Source organism: uncultured Maribacter sp., from assembly GCF_947496775.1.
In the GTDB taxonomy this organism is placed as follows: domain Bacteria; phylum Bacteroidota; class Bacteroidia; order Flavobacteriales; family Flavobacteriaceae; genus Maribacter_B.
This window is the reverse complement of record NZ_CANMDU010000001.1, coordinates 193,811-216,807: the sequence shown is the minus strand read 5'-3', so window position 1 is coordinate 216,807 and position 22,997 is coordinate 193,811. Positions and strand designations below refer to the sequence as shown.

Here is a 22,997-nt window from a genome sequence, read left to right as displayed (position 1 = left end):
AGTTCTGAGGTATTCTACGGCAACCTTTTTTAAAAATCTTTTAGTTTAACTAGCTTTGAATATTATTTAGGAATAAATTAGGAAGCATCCATATTTATAATATACTTCGGAACGATATTTGTCGTTATATATTTTAGTTAATAGTTAGAGAACGCTATGTTTAGAAAATACACCGTATTACTTCCCATGATTCTGGGAGTGGTTTATATTGGTACTGGCCAAGAAACCAAAATTTACACCCACGAAGAAAAAGAATATCAAAATGCATTGGCATTGTATAATAATGAACAATACCAAGCAGCCCAGACTATTTTTGAAAAAGTAAAAGCAAAGACAGAAGATGAAGAAACAGCAGCTAATAGTGCCTACTATTCTGCTAATGCAGCTGTGAGACTTAATCAATTAGGGGCGGATCGACTTATGGAAGATTTTGTCGAAAACTATCCTACATCTACTAAAAAAAACTCTGCTTTTGCTGATGTTGCGGAATATTATTTCGAAACGGGGAAATATCCTTACGCGTTAAAATGGTATAATAAAGTAGATCAAGGGGCTCTTTCTAGAAAGGAGATGGATAAATTTAATTTTAATTATGGGTACTCTTTGTTTTCTTCTAAAAAAACAAAAGATGCAGAAAAGTATTTAAGTAAAGTTACTTCTTCGCCAGTATATGGGTCTCAAGCTAAATATTACTTGGGGTATATCTCTTATCAACAAGACGATTATGAAGCGGCTAATGAGCGTTTTGACCAGATAACAGACCAGAAAGTTTTAGAGGAAAAATTATCCTATTACCAGGCCGATATGAATTTTAAGCTTGGTAAGTTTCAAGAAGCTATTGCTTTGGCAAAAAAACAACTACCAAAAGCAGATCGTAAGGAGATATCTGAGTTAAATAAGATTATTGGTGAAAGCTATTTTAATCTAAAGCAATATTCCAACGCAATTCCGTACTTGGAGGAATATAAAGGGAAACGAGGAAAATGGAGTAATACGGATTACTATTTATTAGGATATGCGTATTATCAGCAAAAAGACTATGCTAATGCAATACAGCAGTTTAATAAAATTATAGGAGGAACTAATAGTGTTTCGCAAAATGCATATTATCATTTAGCAGAATGTTATTTAAAATTGGATAAAAAGCAAGAGGCATTAAATGCTTTTAGAAATGCATCTCAAATGGATTTTTCTGAAGAAATTCAGAAAGATGCGTATTTAAATTATGCTAGGTTAAGTTATGAGGTAGGTAATGCATACGAACCAGTTCCTCAGGTAATAACTAATTACTTAAAACAATATCCAGATGATTCTCACGAACAAGAAATGCAAGAGTTGTTGGTGGATTCATATATTACATCTAAGAATTTCTCTGGAGCAATGGAGTTGTTAGAGAAAAATAAAAATTATGCCAGCAAAACTACCTACCAGAAGGTTGCTTTTTATAGAGGGGTAGAGTTGTTTGTAGATACAGATTACGGAGCAGCTTCGGATACTTTTGAAAAATCTATAGCAAGTGCGGAAGATGAAAATTTTAAATCAAGAGCCGTGTATTGGAAAGCGGAATCGGATTATTTATTGAATAAGTTCGATGATGCTTTAATTGGTTTTACAACTTTTAAACAAAGTAGTAATGCCTCTTTGTTGCCTGAAAATGATGAAGTAGATTATAATTTAGCATACACTTATTTTAAAAAGAAAGATTACGCCAATGCGATAACTTATTTTAATAGTTATACTAGCAGTAGTACTAAAGATATGCAGAAGCTAAATGATGGTTATTTGCGCTTAGGGGATAGTTATTTTGTAAGTAGAAAATACTGGCCGGCAATAGAGACATACAATAAGTCTTTGGCTTTGACTGGACCAGAAAAAGATTATGCGGCTTACCAAAAGGCCATGAGTTATGGATTTGTTGATCGCAAGACAAAAAAAATAGCTGGGTTAAATGATTTTGTAACCACTTATACTAAATCAACCTTACGAGATGATGCTTTATATGAGCTAGGGAATACTTACGTTTCTGAAGGGGAAGAAGATAAGGGATTAAGAGCTTACGATAGATTAATTACAGATTTTAAAGGAAGTTCCTTAGTGCCACAAGCCTTAATGCGTCAAGGTTTGGTACATTATAATGCTAATAGAAATGAACAAGCTCTGGGGAAATTTAAAACGGTAGTTCGGGATTACCCTAAAACGCAAGAGGCAATACAAGCAGTATCTACAGCAAAGTTGGTCTATGTAGATTTAGGTAGAGTTAATGAGTACGCGGCTTGGGTTAAAGATTTGGATTTTGTAGAAGTAACAGATAGCGAGTTAGATAATGCCACTTTTGAATCTGCGGATAAGCAATATATCGAAGGAAATAATGATGCTGCTATTCGTGGTTTTTTAAATTATATAAAAGAATTTCCTAATGGTCTTCATATTATACAGGCTAATTTTAGCGTAGCGCAATTATATTTTGGGAAAGAACAAAAAGAAAAAGCATTACCCTACTATAAATATGTTGCAGAAAGTGGAGTTGGTGAATATTCTGAGCAAGCTTTAACCAGGGTTTGTGAGGTATATATTGGAGAAAAAAAGTACAGTACTGCTTTACCTTATCTAGAAAGATTAGAGAATGTTGCTAACATTTCTCAAAATAGAACTTTTGCTCAGTCCAATTTAATGAAAGGATATTACCAGCAAAAGAATTATGATAAAACAATAATTTATGCAGAAAAGGTATTGGCTACAACTAGTATAGATAATAGAATAAAAAGCGATGCGCAAATAATGATTGCTCGTTCAGCAATTAAGACGAACGATGAGCCAAGAGCTAAAGAAGCCTATTCCGAAGTTTTAAAAATTGCGACAGGAGAAACGGCAGCGGAAGCATTGTATTACGATGCTTACTTTAAATATAACGATGGCCATTTCGAAACATCTAATACAGCGGTACAAAAATTAGCAAAAGACTACTCTAGTTATAAGGAATGGGGAGGTAAAGGATTAGTAATAATGGCTAAAAATTTCTACGCTTTAGAAGATGCTTACCAAGCTACTTATATTTTAGAAAGTGTTATAGAGAACTTTAGTCAATATCCAGATTTGGTAGCAGAAGCCAAAGGAGAATTAGCGCTAATAAAGGCTAAAGAAGCTAAAAGTAATTCTTCTATAAATCCAAACTAAAATAATTTGTATAGCCGATTTACCGGAACAAAAGAATATTATATGAATAAGTATATTAAAGTAACTTTTATAGCAATTTTGAGCTGTATTCAGCTAGGGGTAGCACAAGAAACCGAAGAAGACGATTTAGGAACGGAAACAGTAACGGTTACCAAAGCATATTCTCCAACGGTATCAGATGCTTTTAAGATAAAGTCAACCCCTGTATTAAACGATTCTATTGAATTACAGAAAAAAGCAATAGAATATAGTATTTTTTCGGTACCAGTTGCATCTACATTTACCCCTGCAAAGGGGAAGGCATCTAAGGTAACTAAACTTCCTCCACCAGAATTGTTTAATTCGTACGCTTCTGCTGGTATAGGTAATTATGGTAATTCTACTGCGGAATTTTACACTAGTAGAGCATTAAACAGAGATGAACGGTTAGATATTGGTTTAAATCATAATTCCTCAAGAGGAGATTTGGATGGAGTTGTTTTGGAAAATATTTTTTCGGATTCTAAAATAAATGGCTCCTATTCTAAACGAGATAGAGATATGGATTGGGGAGCAGATGTGGGGTTGCAACATCAATTGTATAATTGGTATGGTTTGCCTTCTAGTATTACGGATGTAAATACTATTGATAGTATAGATGAACGCCAAAATTACTATATGGGAGAAGCAGGGGCGTATATTAATGTAGAAGATGCAATTTTTAAAAAGGCAGATTTTAAATATAGGAGATTTTGGGATGCTGTTAAATCTGGAGAGAATAGAGTAGTATTTAATGCTGCGGCACAGTTTCCTATAAATGATGAAACGCTAGATATAAATGCTAACATCGATTATGTTAGTGGTAAGTTTAAAAATGACAATGTCAACAGCACTACAAATAGTGTAGGGAGTAACTATAGTAATATGCAAGTAGGTATAAATCCTAGCCTAACTATGTTAAGAGATGATTTATCACTTCGTTTAGGTGTAAATTTAGTTTATGGTGTAGATACAGAAAATAGCGATAGTAACTTTTATATTTATCCCGCAGTTACTGCTTCTTATAGATTAATAGATGAGACTGTAATTGCTTATGGAGGAATTGTTGGGGAATTAAAGCAGAATTCTTATTATGATTTCGTTGAAGAAAATCCATATGTTTCGCCTACATTAGAAATAGCTCCAACAGATAAACAATATAATGCATATGCAGGGTTAAAAGGGCAATTGTTACCTAATCTTAGTTATAATGTTAAAGCTTTTTATACAGCCGAAAATAAAAAACCATTATATAAGCTAAACCCTATAAATAATTTTAGGGATGATGAAAAAGGATATTTTTACGGAAATTCTTTTGAAGTCTTTTATGATGATTTAAAAACATTAGGTTTTTTCGTAGAATTAAATGTAGATGTAAATAGAAACTTTACTCTTGGTGCTAACGCAGAGTTATTAGATTATACTACAGAGACAGGGAATTCTGCATGGAATTTACCTACAACAAAGGCTTCTATTTTTATGGATTACCAAATCGGTGAAAAGTGGTTTGCGGGAGCTAATTTGTTTTACATAGGTAAGCGTCAAGATTTTTCTACTACGGTAGGCAATCCAGAGGCTACAATTATAAATTTAGATAGCTATTTTGATGCTAACGCGCATGTTGGATATCGTTATACTAAACAATGGTCTTTCTTCTTAAAGGCTGCTAATATTACAAATACAGACTATCAACGTTGGGCTAATTACCCGGTACAAGGAATTCAGATTTTAGGAGGAGCTACCTATAAGTTTGATTTTTAAATTAAATAATAGGCAGTATGCTATATAGTTATATGTAAGTATACTTTTTTGATGTAATCGTCGTTAGGGATATATTACATTGTAAGTTAAAACCTACAAATTATATATCAAAACCCCCGATATGTGTTTAGTGAAAAATATTTTTTTGGTAGTATTTCTGTTTCAGATTACCTGTGTTCAGAGTCAAAATCTTGTAAAAAACCCGAGTTTTGAGAGTTTTGAAGATTGTCCTAAAGAATTAGGTAATGTTACTACAGATGTAAAGTATTGGAGTAGGGCAACACAAGGAACATCAGATTACTTTAATGAATGTAGCTATAAAATGGGAGTTCCAGATAATTTTAACGGAACCCAATCTGCGGCTTTTGGTAAGGGGTACGCCGGGATGTATTTATTGGCTCCAAATAATTATCGCGAATATTTGCAGGGGGAATTAAATCAAACTCTAGAAAAAGGAAAACGATACGGCGTTACCTTTTATATAAGCCTTTCAGAAAAATCTATGTTGGCTATCCAAGAATTAGGGATATTATTTTCAGAAAAACATATAGATGTAAAAAGTACGAAAGTAATAGGAGGGGAAAGATTTATAAACGGTAAGCTCTTAAATATGTACACTTATGAAAAAATACACGACCCTAAATTTTATACAGATAAAGAAGGTTGGGCACAAGTATATGTAGAAATTATTGCAAAAGGACAAGAAAATTTTTTAACTATTGGTAATTTTAAGGATGATGCTACCACAAAAACTAAAAAAACGAAGGGAGTAAAGTCTGCATCTTACTATTATTTAGATATGGTATCTGTAATACCTATAGAAAACAGTATTTACAGTAATTTAATGGTGGATAGAGTTTATGCTTTAAAGAATGTATTATTTCCTACAGATGAATATGCGTTAGACTTGAAATCCAAGTCGGACTTAAAGATTTTGTATAACCAGCTGAAAAAGAATCCAGAATTATTTATAACAATTCATGCGCATACGGATAACGAAGGGGTAAAATCTTATAATAAAGACCTTTCTGAAAACAGAGCAAAGAGTGTCGCTAGCTACTTAATGAAATTAGGGGTAAAAGAAAACCGTATACAGTGGTACGGTCATGGAGATGAAAAGCCCGTGGTAGACAATATAACGTCTGAAGATAAAAAGAAAAATAGACGTGCAGAATTTGTGTTAACTAAAAGGAGGTTTGCTCCAGGTGCAAAAAGAAGTTCTTTTGCGGAAACAAGGTTCGAAGAGGATAATTAGTTTTTTTCTTCATTACATTAATAAAACTGGTTAACTTAGGAAAAGTTAATTAGGCACTTATGTTTTTCTTAACGATTTTAAAAAATACTTTTCTTTTGGGATTTTTCTTTTCTCAGACTGTTTTTTATTCTCAAAATTTAGTATTGAATCCTAGTTTTGAAAAATTTAAAAAATGCCCCACACAATTAGGAAGCTTTAATAAGAATATTGCCCATTGGTCTATACCAACCAAGGGCTCTACAGATTATTTTAATACTTGTAGTAAGTTAATGGGTGCCCCTAAAAATTTTAAGGGCTCTCAAAACGCAGATTTTGGAAAAGGGTATGCTGGGCTTTTTTTATATGCTCCTGAGGACTATAGGGAATACTTGCAGGCAAAACTTAATGTTCCTTTAAAAGAGGGAGCCTTGTATAATCTTTCTTTTTATGTAAGTCTTGCAGATAAATCAGATACGGCAATAAAAGAATTTGGGATATTACTTTCTAATAAGGCATTTTATATTCCTATTAAAAAAGAACTTTCTAAGATGCACTTATCTAAATTAAATTTAGAATCGAAGACAAATTTAGAAATTGGCTATAGTAATTTTTATAAAGATACTAAGGATTGGGTTATGGTACATACTCAGTTTAGGGCAAAAGGGAAGGAGCAATATATAACCATTGGTAATTTTAAAAATAATGACAGAACTAGAAAATTTAGGGTAAAAAAAGAGAATCAACAAGGTGCTTATTATTATATAGATTTAATTGTATTAAATGAATTGCCTTCCGATTTAAAATCAGATACGAATTTGCCAAACCCTAAAATAGAATACGAATTAGAAGAAATACATGTTTTTAAAAGTGTACATTTTAGTTTTAATGTCTCTGAAATAGATTGTATAGCAAAGAAAGAACTAGTTAAAATCGCAACATATTTAAGAGAGAATGAAGGGTTGAAAATTAGTATTTCTGGACATACAGATGCTATTGGCAAGGAGGGTTATAATCAAGTTTTATCTAATAACAGAGCTAAAGCAGTAGCGGAATTTTTAGCAGGTTTAGGAGTTTCTTTAGAGAAAATACAATGGAAAGGATACGGGAGTTCTGTTCCTCTAAAAGAAAATATAACGAACAAGAATAAAAGTAAGAACCGAAGGGTAGAGTTTACTATCACCAAGGAGTAAAAAGGGTTTTATTATTTACCCTTTTAAATCCATTTCTTTAAGACTTTCTATTCTGTTTCTAACCAGGAAAGCATCAATAGTTTCAAAATGTTCAATAACTCTTTTTTCTTTGAATTCGAATACTTTATTAGATAGTCCCTGTAAAAAATCTCTATCATGAGAAACTAAAATAAGAGTGCCATCAAATTCTAATAAAGCATCTTTTAAAACGTCTTTAGATTTTAAATCTAAATGGTTAGTAGGTTCATCTAAGATTAAAACATTTACAGGCTCTAGTAAAAGTTTAACCATTGCCAATCTTGTTTTTTCTCCACCAGATAAGACACCTACTTTTTTGTCAATGGCATCACCACTAAACATGAATCTTCCTAATACATTTTTTATTTGTGTTCTAATGTCTCCTTTGGCAACTTCATCTACAGTTTGAAAAACGGTTAGTTCAGGATCTAGTAAAGAAGCTTGGTTTTGAGCAAAATACCCTACTTTGGCGTTATGTCCTAAAGTACATGTCCCTTCAAAATCTATTTGTCCCATAATAGCCTTTATCATAGTAGATTTTCCTTCTCCGTTTCTTCCAACAAAAGAAACTTTTTCTCCTCGGGCAATACTAAGGTTGGCATTATTAAAGACAATATGGTCTTCATAACTTTTGGAGAGCTCTATGGCCGTTACAGGATAATCTCCGGAACGAGGAGCAGGAGGGAAACGCAAACGTAAAGAACTATTATCTACTTCATCTATTTCTATAATTTTAAGTTTCTCTAGCATTTTTTCTCTAGAAGAAACCTGATTCGTTTTAGAGTACGTCCCTTTAAAACGATCAATAAAAGCTTGGTTATCTGCAATAAATTTCTGCTGTTCTTGGTATGCTTTTATTTGGTGGCTTCTACGGTCTTCTCGTAATTGTAAGTAATGAGAATAGTTCGCTTTATAGTCATAAATGCGCCCCATGGTTACTTCAACAGTACGGTTGGTTATGTTATCAATAAAAGCACGGTCATGCGAAATAACCAGTACAGCTTTGGCTTTATTAACTAAAAAATCTTCTAACCACAAAACAGATTCAATGTCTACATGGTTAGTAGGTTCATCTAATAGTATTAAATCTGGTTTTTGTAGTAAGATTTTTACTAGTTCAATTCGCATTCTCCAACCGCCACTAAATTCACTAGTTGGCCTGCGAAAATCATCTCGTTTAAAGCCTAAGCCAGTAAGAGCTTTTTCTACTTCGGCTTCATAATTTATATCTTCCAGAGCATAGTACTTCTCTCCTAAATCGGATACTTTCTGAATGAGTTTCATGTACTCTTCGGACTCATAATCTGTACGTGTTTCTAGAGCGTTGTTTATTTCTTCCATTTCATCTCGCATAGAGAATATGTGGCTAAAGGCTTTAGAAGCCTCTTCAAAAACAGTGCAATTATCTTCCGTTAGTAAATGTTGAGGTAAATATGCAATAACAGCATCCTTAGGAAATCTAATATTTCCTCTTGTAGGATTCTGAATTCCAGCAATAATTTTCATTAAAGTAGATTTTCCTGCCCCATTTTTACCCATAAGGGCAATTTTGTCTTGTTCGTTTATAACAAAGGAAACATCACTAAATAATGTGTCGCCACTGAATTCTACCGCTATATTATCTACTGAAATCATAGTAATTTTTTAAAAAGGCAAAACTAGGTAAAAGCAACAAATGTTAAACGTATTACTTTTATAAATAAAATAGAAATTACGGATTGGACCAAAAACAAAAAAAGCTATGATGAAACCATAGCTTTTTTAATAATTGTTCTTATTGTAATTAAAGAGTAATAGGAACAGCAACTCTTGTTTTTCCCCATCCCATAACTAAATGAGCTCCATTATCAACTTTATTAAAACTTATAGAAAAGGCTTCTAAAGATTCTTTGTCACTGCTAGGAGTTACATTAACACGGGCTACATCACTATCTTTATCATATGTGTAAGCGCCCCATTGGTTTAATTTGGAGTTAAGTATTATAGTCCATTCTTTTTCACCTGGAATAGTAAATAAGGCGTAGGTTCCCGGTTTAATAGTTTCTCCGGCTAATTTTACTTCTTTATAAAAAGTTATTTCAGTAGCTTCGTTAGCTCCTGTTCTCCATACTTCACCAGAAGGAGCCAGTTGCGCAACGGAACGACCTTTTAATTGTGGTCTGCTATAGGTTACTCTAACTGTTTTTTCTGAGATTTTGTAACTACTAGGATAGGTGGCCATATCCATAGGGCTTTTGTCTAAGCCATTAAATTTTTGAGCGTTTACTTGAGTAGTAAGTACTAAAGCAAAAGCTAAAGTTGCGAGTGCAAGGAATTTTTTCATAATAGGGTTTGTTTTATATAGGATTCAAATCTAATAAGTTCTTTACGTAAACTTTGATAAAATGTCGTTAAAGTTTTGGACAACTTACAAAACGTCATCAATAAGGACGTTTAATTTTGATTTTAATTTCTATATTATATAAAATGGCTTAAAATTGTTTGTATTTGTAACTATATACTTGTTTTGTGTTTTGTAATTGAAAGTTAATACGCATCTTTGTTTAAGAATTGATATAATTTATAATAATATGTGTGGAATTGTATGTGCGTTTGATGTAAAGGAGAGCACAGAGGTATTGAGGCCTCAGTTGTTAGAGATGTCCAAGAAAATTAGGCATAGGGGACCGGATTGGAGCGGAATATATGCAAATGATAAGGCTATTTTAGCTCATGAAAGATTAGCTATTGTAGATCCGGCTTCTGGGAAGCAACCTTTGTTTAGTGAAGATAAAAAATTGGTCCTAGCGGCTAATGGGGAAATTTATAATCATAGAGAATTAAGAAAACAATTCGAAGGAAAGTATAATTTCGAAACAGAATCAGATTGTGAGGTAATATTAGCATTGTACCAAGAAAAAGGAGCAAGCTTTTTAGATGAAATGAATGGTATTTTTGGTTTTGCAATATACAATTCTGAAGATGACTCTTATTTTGTAGCAAGAGACCATATGGGTATTATACCTTTATATATGGGATGGGATCAGAACGGAACTTTTTATGTGGCTTCTGAGTTAAAAGCTTTAGAAGGGACATGTACTAAAATTGAATTATTTCCTCCTGGTCATTATTTAGAAAGTAAAGATGGAGAACTTAAGAGATGGTATTCTAGAGATTGGATGGAGTATGATGCCGTTAAAGAAAACGAAACTAGTATTCAGGAAGTAAAAGAGGCTTTAGAAGCTGCAGTGCACAGACAATTAATGTCTGATGTGCCTTATGGAGTTCTTTTATCTGGAGGTTTAGATTCTTCTGTAACATCCGCTATTGCAAAGAAATATGCACAAAAAAGGGTGGAGTCGGGAGATACTAAAGATGCTTGGTGGCCACAATTACACTCTTTTTCGGTGGGGTTGGAAGGGTCTCCAGATTTAGCAGCAGCTCGTAAAGTTGCAGATCATATTGATACTGTACATCATGAGATAAAATTTACCATACAAGAAGGCTTAGATGCTATAAAAGATGTAGTATATAACTTAGAAACGTATGATATTACCACTATTAGAGCTTCGACTCCTATGTATTTAATGGCGAGAGTTATTAAATCTATGGGTATAAAAATGGTATTGTCAGGAGAAGGAGCAGATGAGCTTTTTGGAGGATATTTATATTTCCATAAAGCACCAAATGCAGAAGAGTTTCATGAAGAAACGGTACGTAAGTTAAGTAAACTGCATATGTATGATTGTTTACGTGCAAATAAATCTCTAGCTGCTTGGGGAATTGAAGGTCGTGTTCCTTTCTTAGATAAAGAATTTATGGATGTGGCAATGCGTATTAACCCGCAAGATAAAATGATTAATGGGGAGCGCATGGAGAAATGGGTAGTGCGTAAAGCCTTTGAAGACATGATTCCGGAAAGTGTTGCTTGGAGACAAAAAGAGCAATTTTCTGATGGGGTAGGTTATAGCTGGATAGATACTTTAAAAGAAGTAGTGGAAACGGAAGTTACCGATGAGCAGTTAGAAAATGCTAAATTTAGGTATCCATTACAAACACCAACATCAAAAGAAGAGTTTTATTACCGTTCTATTTTTGAACAACATTTCCCTTCAGATGCGGCAGCATTATGTGTGCCTCAAGAAGCATCTGTAGCATGTAGTACAAAAATAGCATTAGAATGGGATGAAGCATTTAAAAATATGAATGATCCTTCTGGTAGAGCGGTGGCTCAAGTCCATGAAGATGCATACTAACAATTAATCTAATGATTAAGCGTTATTAACAGTAATTCTGTTTGTCTATTCGAGAGAATAGTATCAGTTTTTTTTATTTTAATTAGTCCTTAAGAAGCGCCCAATTGGGTGCTTCTTTTGTTATGAGAATTAAGTTATAGTTTGGAGGGAAAAGGTGCTTATAAAGAGTACTAAATGTTTCTAATAAAATTAGGGCATAAAATGAAGCGGTTTTAGAGACTTTTATGGTAATATTAAAAATATGTCTGTGTATAATTTTTCGCAAAACTTATTTAAGCCCTTTTTTAGCCTTTTTAAGAAGCTTTTTTAGATTTAAGGTAAATGTTGATAACTATTTGATATCGGCTTAAAATCATTTAAAAAAAGAAAATCCTTTATTTTATCTTTGTTAAGTTGCTGTTGCAATAAGTATAATTAGGAATAAAAATTAATATGAGCGAAGAAGCAAAAAAGAATAATTATTCGGCGGATAGTATTCAGGCATTAGAGGGAATGGAGCACGTGCGTATGCGTCCTTCAATGTATATCGGAGATGTAGGTGTTAGAGGGTTGCATCATTTGGTTTATGAAGTAGTAGATAATTCCATTGATGAAGCAATGGGTGGACACTGCGATACAATTAGCGTAACTATCAATGAAGATAACTCTATAACCACTAAAGATAATGGTAGAGGTATTCCTGTAGGGCTTCATAAAAAAGAAGGAGTTTCTGCATTAGAGGTGGTAATGACAAAGATTGGAGCCGGTGGTAAGTTCGATAAAGATTCGTATAAAGTTTCTGGTGGACTGCATGGTGTTGGTGTATCTTGTGTTAATGCATTGTCTAATGATTTAAAAGCAACTGTATATAGAGAAGGAGTTGTTTGGGAACAAGAATATAAAAGAGGTAAGGCGCAATACCCAGTAAAAAGAATAGGAGAAACAGAGGAGAGAGGTACTGTTGTAACTTTTAAGCCAGATGATTCTATTTTTACCCAAACTATAGAGTACAATTATGAGACTCTTGCAAATAGAATGCGCGAACTGGCCTTTTTAAATAAAGGTATTACGATTACCATTACAGATAGAAGAAATAAAGACGATAAAGGAGAGTTTATCTCTGAGACGTTTCATTCTACTGAAGGACTTAAAGAATTTGTTAGGTTTTTAGACGGAACAAGGGAATCTTTGATTCAGAATGTTGTTTCAATGGAGGGGGAAAAAAACAATATCCCTGTAGAAGTTGCGATGATTTATAATACATCCTATACAGAGAACTTGCATTCGTATGTAAACAATATTAATACCCATGAAGGAGGAACTCATTTATCTGGGTTTAGAAGAGGACTTACTAGTACTTTAAAGAAGTATGCAGATTCTTCTGGAATGCTTGATAAATTAAAGTTTGAAATTCAAGGAGATGATTTTAGAGAAGGTTTAACAGCAATTGTTTCTGTAAAAGTTGCGGAACCACAATTTGAAGGACAGACAAAAACTAAATTAGGTAACCGTGAGGTTTCTTCCGCAGTAAGTCAGGCAGTTTCAGAAATGTTGACAGATTACTTAGAGGAAAACCCAGATGAAGCTAAAACAATTATCCAAAAGGTAATTCTTGCGGCAACAGCACGTCATGCAGCTACTAAAGCTCGTGAAATGGTGCAACGTAAAACGGTTATGAGTATTGGCGGATTGCCGGGAAAACTATCCGATTGTTCGGATCAAGACCCGGAGAACTGTGAAGTTTTCTTGGTTGAGGGAGATTCGGCGGGTGGTACTGCAAAGCAAGGAAGAGATAGAATGTTTCAGGCCATATTGCCACTGCGTGGTAAAATATTAAATGTGGAAAAAGCAATGCCACATCGTGTTTTTGAAAACGAAGAGATTAAAAATATTTATACGGCTCTTGGAGTTACTATTGGTACAGAAGAGGATAGTAAAGCTTTAAATCTATCTAAATTAAGATATCATAAAGTAGTTATTATGTGTGATGCCGATGTAGATGGTAGCCATATTGAAACACTTATTTTAACTTTCTTTTTCCGTTACATGAGAGAACTTATAGAGAATGGTCATGTATATATTGCTACACCGCCTCTATATTTAGTTAAAAAAGGAACTAAAAAACGCTATGCATGGAATGATGAAGAACGTGATGCGATTGCAGCAACATTTAATGGATCAGTAGGTATTCAAAGATATAAAGGTCTTGGGGAAATGAATGCGGAACAACTATGGGATACAACTATGAATCCTGAGTTTAGAACATTACGACAAATTACTATTGATAATGCAACAGAAACTGACAGAGTTTTTTCTATGCTGATGGGGGATGAAGTTCCACCGAGAAGAGAATTTATTGAGAAAAATGCTGTTTATGCGAACATTGATGCATAAGAAAAGCTAGTTACACAACAAAAACTCGTCCCTAAAGGGCGAGTTTTTTAGTTTTAGGGAAAATTTAAATCATGAAAAAAATATTTTCTCTACTAGTACTTGTCTGTAGTTTACAGGCGGTAGCACAATCTAACATCAACGATTTGTTGGCAGCAGGATTAAATGATGCTGAAAAATTTACTACAGCATATATGACTCCGGTTTCTGAAGGATTAATGTATAGTATGTCTAATGGCTGGTATAATTCTGGTAAAGCGAAACCTTTAGGAGGTTTTGAGATTTCCATTATTGGTAATATGGCTTCCTTTAAAAATAATGAGGATAAAAAATCTTTTGTATTAAATACAGCAGATTATGAAAATATTCAATTTCAGGATGGCAGTACTTCTAAAATGGTTTCTACAGCTCTTGGAGATATAGAAGGGCAAAATATTATTATGTCCGCTACTGTAAATGGAAATACAGTAAACGAGACGATAGAGTTGCCTTCCGGTTTAGCGTCTGAAAACATTAATTTTGTTCCTTCGGCCTTTATTCAGGCTAGTGTTGGTTTAATCAAAGGAACAGAAATCAAAGCTCGTTTTTTACCGAAAATAGATACGGATGGCTCAAAAGTTGGGTTTTACGGACTGGGTTTGCAACATGAGTTTACAAAACACTTACCTGCAGACAAGGTTTTGCCAATTGCTGTTTCGGGCGTAATAGGATATACGCATTTAGATGGTACCTATGATTTAGAGAATACAGGAGCAATTTCTGGAGATAATCAAAGTTTAGACTTGGTTATGAATACTTGGGTGTTTCAAGCTGTTGTATCTACTAAATTACCTGTAATCAATTTTTACGGTGGAGTAGGGTATATAACCGGTAAATCAGAAATAGATGTTTTAGGTACTTATGAGGTTTCTGCAACGCCGTTGCCTATAACATATACAGACCCATTTTCTTTAGACAATAAAATCAGTGGTGTAACAGGAAATATTGGAGCAAAGTTAAAACTAGGATTTTTTAGATTGCATGCAGATTATACACTAGCGGAGTTTAATAGCTTGTCTTTTGGTGTTAATTTTGGATTTAGATAAAATAAAAGCTCCACATCTATATTTAGATGTGGAGCTTTATGCAATCTTCCGTTTTTAAAATTTATTCTCTTAAGGCAATTAAGTTGCCAGTTGGGTCTTCTAGAAGAACACTTTCAGGAGAGTTGTCTACTATAACAACAGTGTCAGTAGGTTTATCTGGTAATCCAGGATAACTAATAGTGTACACACCATCTTTTTGACTCCACTTAAAATCGGTCTTCATAATAACTTTACCATTTTGTAAATCGTGGTATCTGCCTAAATAGGCATCATTAAAAATCCACTCTTGTTTGTTTGTGGTAAGTTTTTGAGTTGTACTATTAGTGCTGGTAGTGGCATTAGACCAAACACCAATTACAGGGTCGTTGTTGTCCTCAATTCTGGAGCAATTGCTCACCAGAATAATGGCTAGAATTGTTAGGAATGAAAAAACTTTTTTCATTGTGTAGGTTTTTGAGATTTGGGGGTTTTATGTTTTTTTAACGTAAAATAAGAATGGCGTATTGCTAAAATTCGACGTATTGCACAATATTTACGATATCTTCGTTGAATTGCATTTATTTTTATTCTAGAAGGTATTTCGTCGATGTTTTCTATTCTATAAATAGTACAATTTTGCTGATTTTCGTCATATTTTTTTGAGGAGAATTCAGTACTTTTGATGTGTTGAAAATTTGAAATTATAAAATATAATAATATGAAAGTTACCGTAGTAGGAGCAGGTGCTGTTGGCGCAAGTTGTGCAGAGTATATTGCTATTAAAGATTTTGCATCAGAAGTAGTTTTATTAGACATTAAAGAAGGTTATGCGGAAGGCAAAGCAATGGATTTAATGCAAACAGCCTCATTAAATAGTTTCGACACTAAAATTACAGGTGTTACTAATGATTATTCTAAAACTGCAGGAAGTCACATTGCTGTAATTACATCTGGGATTCCTAGAAAACCAGGGATGACAAGAGAGGAATTAATAGGTATAAATGCAGGTATTGTTAAAACTGTTTCTGCTAATTTGGTAAAAGAATCTCCAAATGTTATTTTAATTGTTGTGAGTAACCCAATGGATACCATGACATATTTAGTACATAAAACTACAGACTTACCTAAAAATAGAATTATAGGTATGGGTGGTGCTTTAGATAGCGCGCGTTTTAAATATAGATTAGCGGAAGCTATGGAAGCCCCAATTTCTGATATTGACGGAATGGTAATTGGTGGTCATAGTGATAAAGGAATGGTTCCTTTAACTTCACATGCTACAAGAAATAGTGTAAGAGTTTCTGAATTTTTATCAGAAGAGAGATTAGAACAAGTTTCTGCGGATACTAAAGTTGGTGGCGCTACTTTAACAGGACTTTTAGGAACAAGTGCTTGGTATGCACCTGGAGCAGCTGTATCTGGATTGGTACAAGCAATTGCTTGTGACCAGAAGAAAATGTTCCCATGTTCTACTTATTTAGAAGGAGAATATGGTTTAAATGATATTTGTATCGGTGTTCCTGTAATTTTAGGAAAAGATGGAATAGAAAGAATCGTAGATGTTCCTTTGAGTGATGCTGAAAAGGCGAAAATGCAAGAAAGTGCAGCCGGTGTAAGCAAGACAAATGGACTTTTAGAGTTATAGTCTAAAACAGAAATAAAAAAAAGCCTTTATAGTTTTACTACAAAGGCTTTTTTTGTAGGAATCTATTTTAGAAATATATATTAGTAAAAAATATACTACATAGTACATCTTTATTTTTATATTTGCCGCATGAATGCAAAATGGTACATAGGTACTTTATTTATTATTCTAGCTATAATAGGGCTAAGTCAAGAGCAAACAAAGGTTGCTAATCAGCAAATTGTATTGCAATTTACAGATGTTGAAAAGAATGCTGTAACTAATTATGACGATGCCTTGGTAATAATTACCAAAAAACTTCAAGCTTTAGGTGTTGCTAATATTGAAATAATAGAAAATAATAGTTCGCAACTAAGTATTCGTTATTATAGTGATATAGATGCTATTAGTGTTAAAGAAATTCTTTCTCAGGATAAAAAAATAACCTTAGCATATAAAGATATAGATCAATTACCTGTTGATTTTCCAAAGGATAAACTTCCTAAAAATTATGATTTAGTGGTTTCTGATTTGCAGCAACAAACAGATAACGGATTAAATTTACATGGAAAATTTGCTTTTGTATTAAAGCAAGGCTATAAAAAACTTTCTTACCCAGTAGCAATACCATTTAATAATTCTATAGTTTTTAAGGAAGATGCAAAAGTACATTTAGCTTATAAAATAAATAGAGGTATTGCAATTGCAATAGATAATACTTCATATACTATTCCAGGTGTAAGGGCAGGGCCAAATGGTTTTTGTTAATAGACAAAGAAATGTCCATGTAAAAGATACTATTAAAGAATTTAAATACTTTGAATAAAGTAAAATCTTTAATTCTTTTAAAAAGAACAATATCAAAATCAATATAAATTAATCATTAAAGATATTTTTTAGTATAGCTAAAGGGTGTCAAAAATTCAAATTAAATAACCAATGCAAAATAAAGGACTTATAAAGCTATTTGCTTTATTATTTGGGTTAGTTAGTATTTATCAACTTTCTTACACTTTTATTACAAGTAAAGTAGAAGGGGAAGCGGAAGTATATGCAGCTAGCCAAATTTCGGAAACTGAAACAGATTATATCGCAAAACGAGAAGCGATAGGAGCTAGTTATTTAGACTCCATTGGGAATAATGCTGTTTTGGGGTATACTAATTATAATGAGGCTAAAAAGAAAGAGTTAAATAAAGGACTAGATCTTAAAGGTGGTATTAATGTTACACTTCAGATTTCAGTAAAGGATATCTTAAAAGGGTTAACAAACAATACTAAAAATCCTGTTTTTAATAAGGCATTAGCAGATGCAGATGCATTATCTAAAGACAGCGATGATACATATGTAAATTTATTTTTTGAAGCTTTTGATAAAATAAAAGGAGATACTAAGCTTGCTTCTCCGGATATTTTTGCAAATAAAGGACTTAGCGAGGAAGTTAATTTCCAAATGACAGACGATGCTGTTAAACCTATAATTGAAAGAAAAATAGATGAGTCTATCGTTTCTGCATTTGAAGTGTTAAGAGAACGTATAGATGGTTTTGGTGTTACACAACCTAACATTCAGAGAGAAGGTAATTCTGGACGTATTTTAGTTGAGTTGCCAGGAGCAAGAGATATAGCAAGAGCGCAGGGTCTATTATCTAGTACTGCACAGTTAGAATTTTGGGAAACACATAAACAAGGGAATCCTAGTTTTAATACATTCCTAATCTCTGCAAATGAAAAATTAAAGACTATTGTAGACCTTAAAAAGGAAAATGAGCCAGAAGTTCAAGAAACTGAGATAGATTCTTTGCTTTCGGATGTTGCAGCAGATTCTTTAGATTTAGCGAACCAAGTAAATCCTTTATATGATTTATTAATACCTGCTAGCCCAGGTAGTCATGCAATGTTTAGAGTTGCTATTAAGGATACTGCTAAATTAGGGTCTTACTTAAGGATGCCCGAGGTAAGAAGGTTGCTACCTGCAGATGTTCAATTTACAAAATTCGTTTGGGAGCGCCCTTCTAGTGAAGATGCAGAGATAGTAGAGCTATATGCTTTAAAATCTAACAGAGATGGTACTCCTAGAATTAGTGGAGATGTAGTTAGTGATGCTACAAATGAATTTGATCAATTTAATAAACCAGCAGTATCCATGACCATGAATACGAAGGGTGCTAAATTGTGGGAAAAATTAACAGGAGATGCGTATACAAACCAAACTGGTATTGCTATTGTTTTAGATAATAAAGTGTATACCGCTCCGGGGGTATCTTCTGGTCCAATTTCTGGAGGACGTTCAGAAATTACTGGAAGCTTTACGGTTAATGAAACAAAAGATATTTCTAATGTACTGCGAGCAGGTAAATTACCCGCTTCAGCAGAAATTATTCAATCGGAGATTGTAGGTCCTTCTTTGGGACAAGAAGCTATAGATAGTGGTTTTATGTCATTCTTAATAGCAATGGCTATTGTTTTGTTATGGATGATATTTTATTATGGTAAAGCAGGTGCATTTGCAGATGTAGCTTTATTGTTAAACATATTATTAATATTCGGTGTTCTTACTAGTTTAAATGCAGTTCTTACTTTACCTGGTATAGCTGGTATTGTATTAACTATTGGTATGTCGGTAGATGCTAACGTTCTAATCTTTGAACGTATAAAAGAAGAGTTAGCTAAGGGTAAAGGAAAATCTCAAGCCGTAGCAGATGGTTTTAGCAATGCATTATCTTCTATTTTAGATGCTAATATAACTACAGGTCTTACAGCGATGATATTATTTGTATTTGGATCAGGTCCTATTAAAGGATTTGCAACAACCTTACTAATAGGTATTGTTACTTCTTTATTTACGGCAATCTTTATTACAAGATTATTGGTAGATTGGTATTTAAGTGGAAAAGGAAGAACTTTAGATTTCTCTACTGCAATTACTAAGAATTTATTTAAGGGGATAAAAATTAACTTCCTTGCTAAAAGAAAAATTGCTTATGTAATTTCGGCAATATTAGTAAGTGTTGGGTTATTCTCTCTATTCTTTGGAGCAGGATTGCAGCAAGGTGTAGATTTTGTCGGAGGACGTTCGTATCAAGTTCGTTTTGAGCAACAAGTGAATCCTTCGGAAATTGCTTCAGAATTGAATACGGTTTTCGGAAGCGGTACTAATGTAAAGACATACGGAGAGGGGAATCAGATTAAGATAACAACCCCTTATAAAGTAGATGTAGAAGGTATTGAGGTGGATAATGAAATTCAAACTAAACTATTTACTGCATTACAGAAGTATTTACCAGATGGTATATCTAAAGGAGATTTTATTGTTGGTAGTAATGATAAGTCTATTGGTATATTACAATCTGTAAAAGTAGGTCCAACTATTGCCGATGATATTAAGAACAATGCATTTTTAGCAATTATAGGTTCGCTTGCAGTTGTATTTTTATATATCTTATTACGTTTCCGTAAGTGGCAATTCTCATTGGGAGCGGTTGTAGCTGTTTTTCATGACGTTTTAATTGTATTGGGGATATTCTCAATCTTAGGAAAAGTAATGCCGTTTAATATGGAAATAGATCAAGCGTTTATTGCAGCCATACTTACTGTAATTGGTTATTCTCTGAATGATACCGTAGTTGTGTTTGACCGTATTAGAGAGATTATTGGTGAAAGAGGATGGAATAATGGAGAGAATGTAAATTCGGCTATTAACAGCACGTTAGGAAGAACATTGAATACATCTTTAACCACTTTAGTAGTATTACTTGCGATATTTATTTTCGGTGGAGAATCGCTAAGAGGATTTATGTTTGCTATGATTATTGGTGTTGTTGTAGGAACATATTCATCCGTATTCATTGCAACTCCTGTGATGTTTGATACTTTAAAGAAGAAAATACTTTCTGGTAAAGCAGAAGATATTGTGGAGTAACAAATACAAAAAATGTACATATAAAAGAGCCTTAAGAATTTTCTTAAGGCTCTTTTTTTTTTATTATCTGCTTTTATAAGTAATAGAATTTTTCTCGTTATTTGGCTTAAAATATCATTTTAAGAAGGCTGTATTGTTCCTAAAGACCCATTGGAACTTGGATTTAAAACAAAACGATAGGCAGGGTTTAATCCTCTTTCACTTCTGTGAGAAACAAAAATAATTGCTGTTTCGGAATCTGAGGCTATCTTATTTACAAAAGATATTAGTAAATGCGCAGAAGCGTCATCTAAACCAGCAGTAGCTTCATCTAGAATTAATAAGTCAGGGTGTTTTACCATGGCTCTAGTTGTCATAACTAAGCGTTTTTGCCCCATAGATAGTTCGTTGTATAGGGAGTCATGTAAATGCCACATATTTATTAAGGAGAGCCATTCCTTAGCCAGTTTTTTTTGAGTAGCAGATGGTTTTACATAAAGACCAATAGAATCGTTAAATCCGGAAATTATCATTTGTTCAACGGTGTGGTAACCTCTAAATTTATCTGTCATCGCTGGAGTAAAATATCCGATTCGTTTTTTTATATCCCATATACTTTCTCCTGTTCCTTTTTTTCTTCCGAAAAGAAATAGCTCTTGTCCGTATCCTTTGGGGTTTTCTCCTGTAATCATAGATAATAAAGTGGTTTTTCCACTGCCATTACTTCCTATAAGTTGCCAAAAAGAACCTCTTTCAATGGTCCAGTTAATATTTTGAAGTACTTTTTTATCTTCAAAAGAAACATTTACGTTTTTTAATTGAATTAGTGTTTTTTCGGTATAGTTAGATGGTTTTATAGGAGGTGGAATAGTACCAAGGAATTTTGTGTTTTTATTTGGGATATTAATTTCTTTAAAGGAGCTATAGGTATTTAGAGTTTCTTTTTCTAGAAAAGCATAATTAGTTATAAAAGGGAGTAAATCTTCTTTTCTGCTTATAATCTGAATAAAAGAAATAGTTTTGGCTTTTTCCGAAAGTGTTTCTTTTAGATTTTTCTGTGAGTTACTATCTAAATTATCAAACGGATTGTCTAAAATAATAGCTTCGGTATTCTTGTTAAATAGATATTGTAATAGTGCTTTTTTTTGTTCACCACTAGATAGCGTTTTTAAAGCTTGTTTAAAACCTTTTGTAAGAATCTTTTCATCATGACGATCTTCTTCATCAATAAAACGCTCTATTGTTATTTTAGAAAAAAGAGAAATTTTGGTGCTTGTGAAAGGGGTAAAGCCTTTATAACGTCCTTTTTTGAGTAATCTTTTCGCAAGAAGATTTTTATTGGATTCGTTATTTGTAAAAATAGCCCAGTGTTGTGTTTTTCTCATAGTTTTATTCTATAAATGTGTACTGGATTATTTTTATAGGTAGTAGTTTTGTCTAGAAACATACCATTTGCTATTGCTACTTTTTGAGAAGGGATATTGTTTATATGAATTATGGATATAATAGAATCGGAGATTTTATTAGAAATAGCAAATTCTTTACATTTTTTGGCTGCTTCTGTAGCATAACCTAATTTTCTATATTTAGGAAGTATAGAGTAACCAATTTCTATTTCTTTTACAGCGTCTACTGTTTGTACTAGTAGACCGCACATTCCTATAAATTCTAAGGACTCTTTTTCTAGTAAGGCATTCATTCCTCCTAGATTATTATTATATCTACGAAAAACTCCTTCAAAGTGGTTTTTACAAGCAATTTTTGGATCTTTCTCTATCCCTTCCCAAAATTGGGTGCTTGTTGGGTCTTTGTAAAAAGGAAGCCAGGAATCAAAATCAGAAGGAGCTATTTTACGGAATATTATCCGTTTAGATTTTTCGCCTTCTAATAATAAATTCACTTTTTTCTATTGTTTGCTATATTCTACCTTATCGCCAACCTCTAGTATCCATTTTTCAGCTAAGCCAGCATTTACTTCTAATACATATTTAACAGGGACTAATGAAGAAAGTCCTTCTTCGTTAAAGGGTTTTGCATTTTCTTGAAAACTAGCTATTCTTAGGTTTTCGTCAATATAAATTATATCTAAAGGAAATTCTGTGTTCTTCATATAAAAAGAATGTACCGCCACATCTGGAAATATAAAAAGCATTCCTTGATTTTCTTTCATACCTTCTCGGTACATTAAACCTGTTTGAGTTTCGTAATCGCTCTCAGCAATTTCAATGTCCATTTGGGTGAGAATAGAGTCTTTTTCTGCTTTATATATAGTTAATATCCCTTCTTTAGTAAAAACAATAGGTTTTGTTTTTACTACTTTTTTAGTTTCTTCTTTACAGCTGATAAGTATTGCGAGGAAAAAAAATAAGAAAAACGAAAGATTAATTTTTTTCATCCTTAAGAGTATTA

The 22,997-nt window shown here is 33.0% G+C and carries 16 protein-coding genes; 10 read left to right on the top strand and 6 right to left on the bottom strand.

Annotated features, from left to right (window positions below):
* The first annotated feature begins 156 nt into the window (after positions 1-156).
* From Q0856_RS00990 to Q0856_RS00975, 4 genes are all read left to right on the top strand, one after another.
* Positions 157-3,174: a tetratricopeptide repeat protein gene (locus Q0856_RS00990; protein WP_298501774.1), complete on the top strand. Its 3,018-nt coding sequence runs from the start codon at positions 157-159 to the stop codon at positions 3,172-3,174.
* A gap of 42 nt (positions 3,175-3,216) precedes the next feature.
* The gene (locus tag Q0856_RS00985; protein WP_298501772.1) at positions 3,217-4,953 is read left to right on the top strand and encodes a TonB-dependent receptor; all 1,737 of its coding nucleotides are present in this window, start codon (positions 3,217-3,219) and stop codon (positions 4,951-4,953) included.
* Positions 4,954-5,074: 121 nt separating this feature from the next.
* Positions 5,075-6,208 (top strand): OmpA family protein, encoded by a 1,134-nt coding sequence (locus tag Q0856_RS00980; protein WP_298501768.1) that lies wholly within the window; start codon positions 5,075-5,077, stop codon positions 6,206-6,208.
* A gap of 95 nt (positions 6,209-6,303) precedes the next feature.
* Complete coding sequence (locus Q0856_RS00975; protein ID WP_298501765.1) at positions 6,304-7,377, top strand: OmpA family protein; 1,074 nt, start codon at positions 6,304-6,306, stop codon at positions 7,375-7,377.
* A 15-nt stretch (positions 7,378-7,392) separates the two neighbouring features.
* On the opposite strand, the gene Q0856_RS00970 is transcribed toward Q0856_RS00975, so the two are convergent.
* Positions 7,393-9,030: an ABC-F family ATP-binding cassette domain-containing protein gene (locus Q0856_RS00970; protein ID WP_298501762.1), complete on the bottom strand. Its 1,638-nt coding sequence runs from the start codon at positions 9,028-9,030 to the stop codon at positions 7,393-7,395.
* Positions 9,031-9,178: 148 nt separating this feature from the next.
* Positions 9,179-9,718, bottom strand: coding sequence for a DUF2911 domain-containing protein (locus Q0856_RS00965; RefSeq protein ID WP_298473026.1), 540 nt, complete (start codon positions 9,716-9,718; stop codon positions 9,179-9,181).
* Positions 9,719-9,965: 247 nt separating this feature from the next.
* Between Q0856_RS00965 and asnB the strand changes: the two genes are divergently transcribed.
* The 3 genes from asnB (at position 9,966) to Q0856_RS00950 (ending at position 15,085) form a co-directional block, all read left to right on the top strand.
* The gene (asnB, locus tag Q0856_RS00960) at positions 9,966-11,630 is read left to right on the top strand and encodes an asparagine synthase B (protein ID WP_298473024.1); all 1,665 of its coding nucleotides are present in this window, start codon (positions 9,966-9,968) and stop codon (positions 11,628-11,630) included.
* Positions 11,631-12,062: 432 nt separating this feature from the next.
* Positions 12,063-14,003: a DNA topoisomerase (ATP-hydrolyzing) subunit B gene (gyrB, locus tag Q0856_RS00955; protein WP_298473021.1), complete on the top strand. Its 1,941-nt coding sequence runs from the start codon at positions 12,063-12,065 to the stop codon at positions 14,001-14,003.
* A 71-nt stretch (positions 14,004-14,074) separates the two neighbouring features.
* Positions 14,075-15,085 (top strand): DUF6588 family protein, encoded by a 1,011-nt coding sequence (locus Q0856_RS00950; protein ID WP_298473018.1) that lies wholly within the window; start codon positions 14,075-14,077, stop codon positions 15,083-15,085.
* A gap of 61 nt (positions 15,086-15,146) precedes the next feature.
* Here Q0856_RS00950 and Q0856_RS00945 read toward each other — a convergent pair whose 3' ends face one another.
* The gene (locus Q0856_RS00945; RefSeq protein WP_298501759.1) at positions 15,147-15,527 is read right to left on the bottom strand and encodes a hypothetical protein; all 381 of its coding nucleotides are present in this window, start codon (positions 15,525-15,527) and stop codon (positions 15,147-15,149) included.
* A 255-nt stretch (positions 15,528-15,782) separates the two neighbouring features.
* On the opposite strand from Q0856_RS00945, the gene Q0856_RS00940 reads away from it, so the two are divergent.
* The 3 genes from Q0856_RS00940 to secDF all read left to right on the top strand — a co-directional run bounded on the left by Q0856_RS00940 (position 15,783) and on the right by secDF (position 20,609).
* Positions 15,783-16,709, top strand: coding sequence for a malate dehydrogenase (locus tag Q0856_RS00940; protein ID WP_298473013.1), 927 nt, complete (start codon positions 15,783-15,785; stop codon positions 16,707-16,709).
* Between the two features lie 129 nt (positions 16,710-16,838).
* Positions 16,839-17,456 (top strand): hypothetical protein, encoded by a 618-nt coding sequence (locus tag Q0856_RS00935; protein WP_298501756.1) that lies wholly within the window; start codon positions 16,839-16,841, stop codon positions 17,454-17,456.
* Between the two features lie 171 nt (positions 17,457-17,627).
* Complete coding sequence (gene secDF / locus Q0856_RS00930) at positions 17,628-20,609, top strand: protein translocase subunit SecDF (protein ID WP_298501754.1); 2,982 nt, start codon at positions 17,628-17,630, stop codon at positions 20,607-20,609.
* Positions 20,610-20,728: 119 nt separating this feature from the next.
* On the opposite strand, the gene Q0856_RS00925 is transcribed toward secDF, so the two are convergent.
* From Q0856_RS00925 to Q0856_RS00915, 3 genes are read right to left on the bottom strand one after another with little or no spacing between them, the layout of a single operon-like run.
* Positions 20,729-21,973, bottom strand: a complete 1,245-nt coding sequence (locus Q0856_RS00925; RefSeq protein WP_298501751.1) for an ATP-binding cassette domain-containing protein — start codon at positions 21,971-21,973, stop codon at positions 20,729-20,731.
* On the bottom strand, positions 21,970-22,488 hold the full coding sequence (locus Q0856_RS00920; RefSeq protein WP_298501748.1) for a GNAT family N-acetyltransferase: 519 nt from the start codon (positions 22,486-22,488) through the stop codon (positions 21,970-21,972). The genes Q0856_RS00925 and Q0856_RS00920 overlap by 4 nt, the downstream gene beginning before the upstream one ends.
* 6 nt (positions 22,489-22,494) lie before the next feature.
* Positions 22,495-22,983: a DUF192 domain-containing protein gene (locus tag Q0856_RS00915; RefSeq protein WP_298473000.1), complete on the bottom strand. Its 489-nt coding sequence runs from the start codon at positions 22,981-22,983 to the stop codon at positions 22,495-22,497.
* Positions 22,984-22,997 lie beyond the last annotated feature (14 nt).

Excerpts from the sequence above, each read along its gene's own strand:
- Q0856_RS00990 (WP_298501774.1), top strand. The coding sequence starts at position 157 with ATGTTTAGAAAATACACCGTATTACTTCCCATGATTCTGGGAGTGGTT.
- Q0856_RS00985 (WP_298501772.1), top strand. The coding sequence starts at position 3,217 with ATGAATAAGTATATTAAAGTAACTTTTATAGCAATTTTGAGCTGTATT.
- Q0856_RS00980 (WP_298501768.1), top strand. The coding sequence starts at position 5,075 with ATGTGTTTAGTGAAAAATATTTTTTTGGTAGTATTTCTGTTTCAGATT.
- Q0856_RS00970 (WP_298501762.1), bottom strand. The coding sequence starts at position 9,030 with ATGATTTCAGTAGATAATATAGCGGTAGAATTCAGTGGCGACACATTA.
- Q0856_RS00965 (WP_298473026.1), bottom strand. The coding sequence starts at position 9,718 with ATGAAAAAATTCCTTGCACTCGCAACTTTAGCTTTTGCTTTAGTACTT.
- asnB (WP_298473024.1), top strand. The coding sequence starts at position 9,966 with ATGTGTGGAATTGTATGTGCGTTTGATGTAAAGGAGAGCACAGAGGTA.
- gyrB (WP_298473021.1), top strand. The coding sequence starts at position 12,063 with ATGAGCGAAGAAGCAAAAAAGAATAATTATTCGGCGGATAGTATTCAG.
- Q0856_RS00950 (WP_298473018.1), top strand. The coding sequence starts at position 14,075 with ATGAAAAAAATATTTTCTCTACTAGTACTTGTCTGTAGTTTACAGGCG.
- Q0856_RS00945 (WP_298501759.1), bottom strand. The coding sequence starts at position 15,527 with ATGAAAAAAGTTTTTTCATTCCTAACAATTCTAGCCATTATTCTGGTG.
- Q0856_RS00940 (WP_298473013.1), top strand. The coding sequence starts at position 15,783 with ATGAAAGTTACCGTAGTAGGAGCAGGTGCTGTTGGCGCAAGTTGTGCA.
- Q0856_RS00935 (WP_298501756.1), top strand. The coding sequence starts at position 16,839 with ATGAATGCAAAATGGTACATAGGTACTTTATTTATTATTCTAGCTATA.
- secDF (WP_298501754.1), top strand. The coding sequence starts at position 17,628 with ATGCAAAATAAAGGACTTATAAAGCTATTTGCTTTATTATTTGGGTTA.
- Q0856_RS00925 (WP_298501751.1), bottom strand. The coding sequence starts at position 21,973 with ATGAGAAAAACACAACACTGGGCTATTTTTACAAATAACGAATCCAAT.
- Q0856_RS00915 (WP_298473000.1), bottom strand. The coding sequence starts at position 22,983 with ATGAAAAAAATTAATCTTTCGTTTTTCTTATTTTTTTTCCTCGCAATA.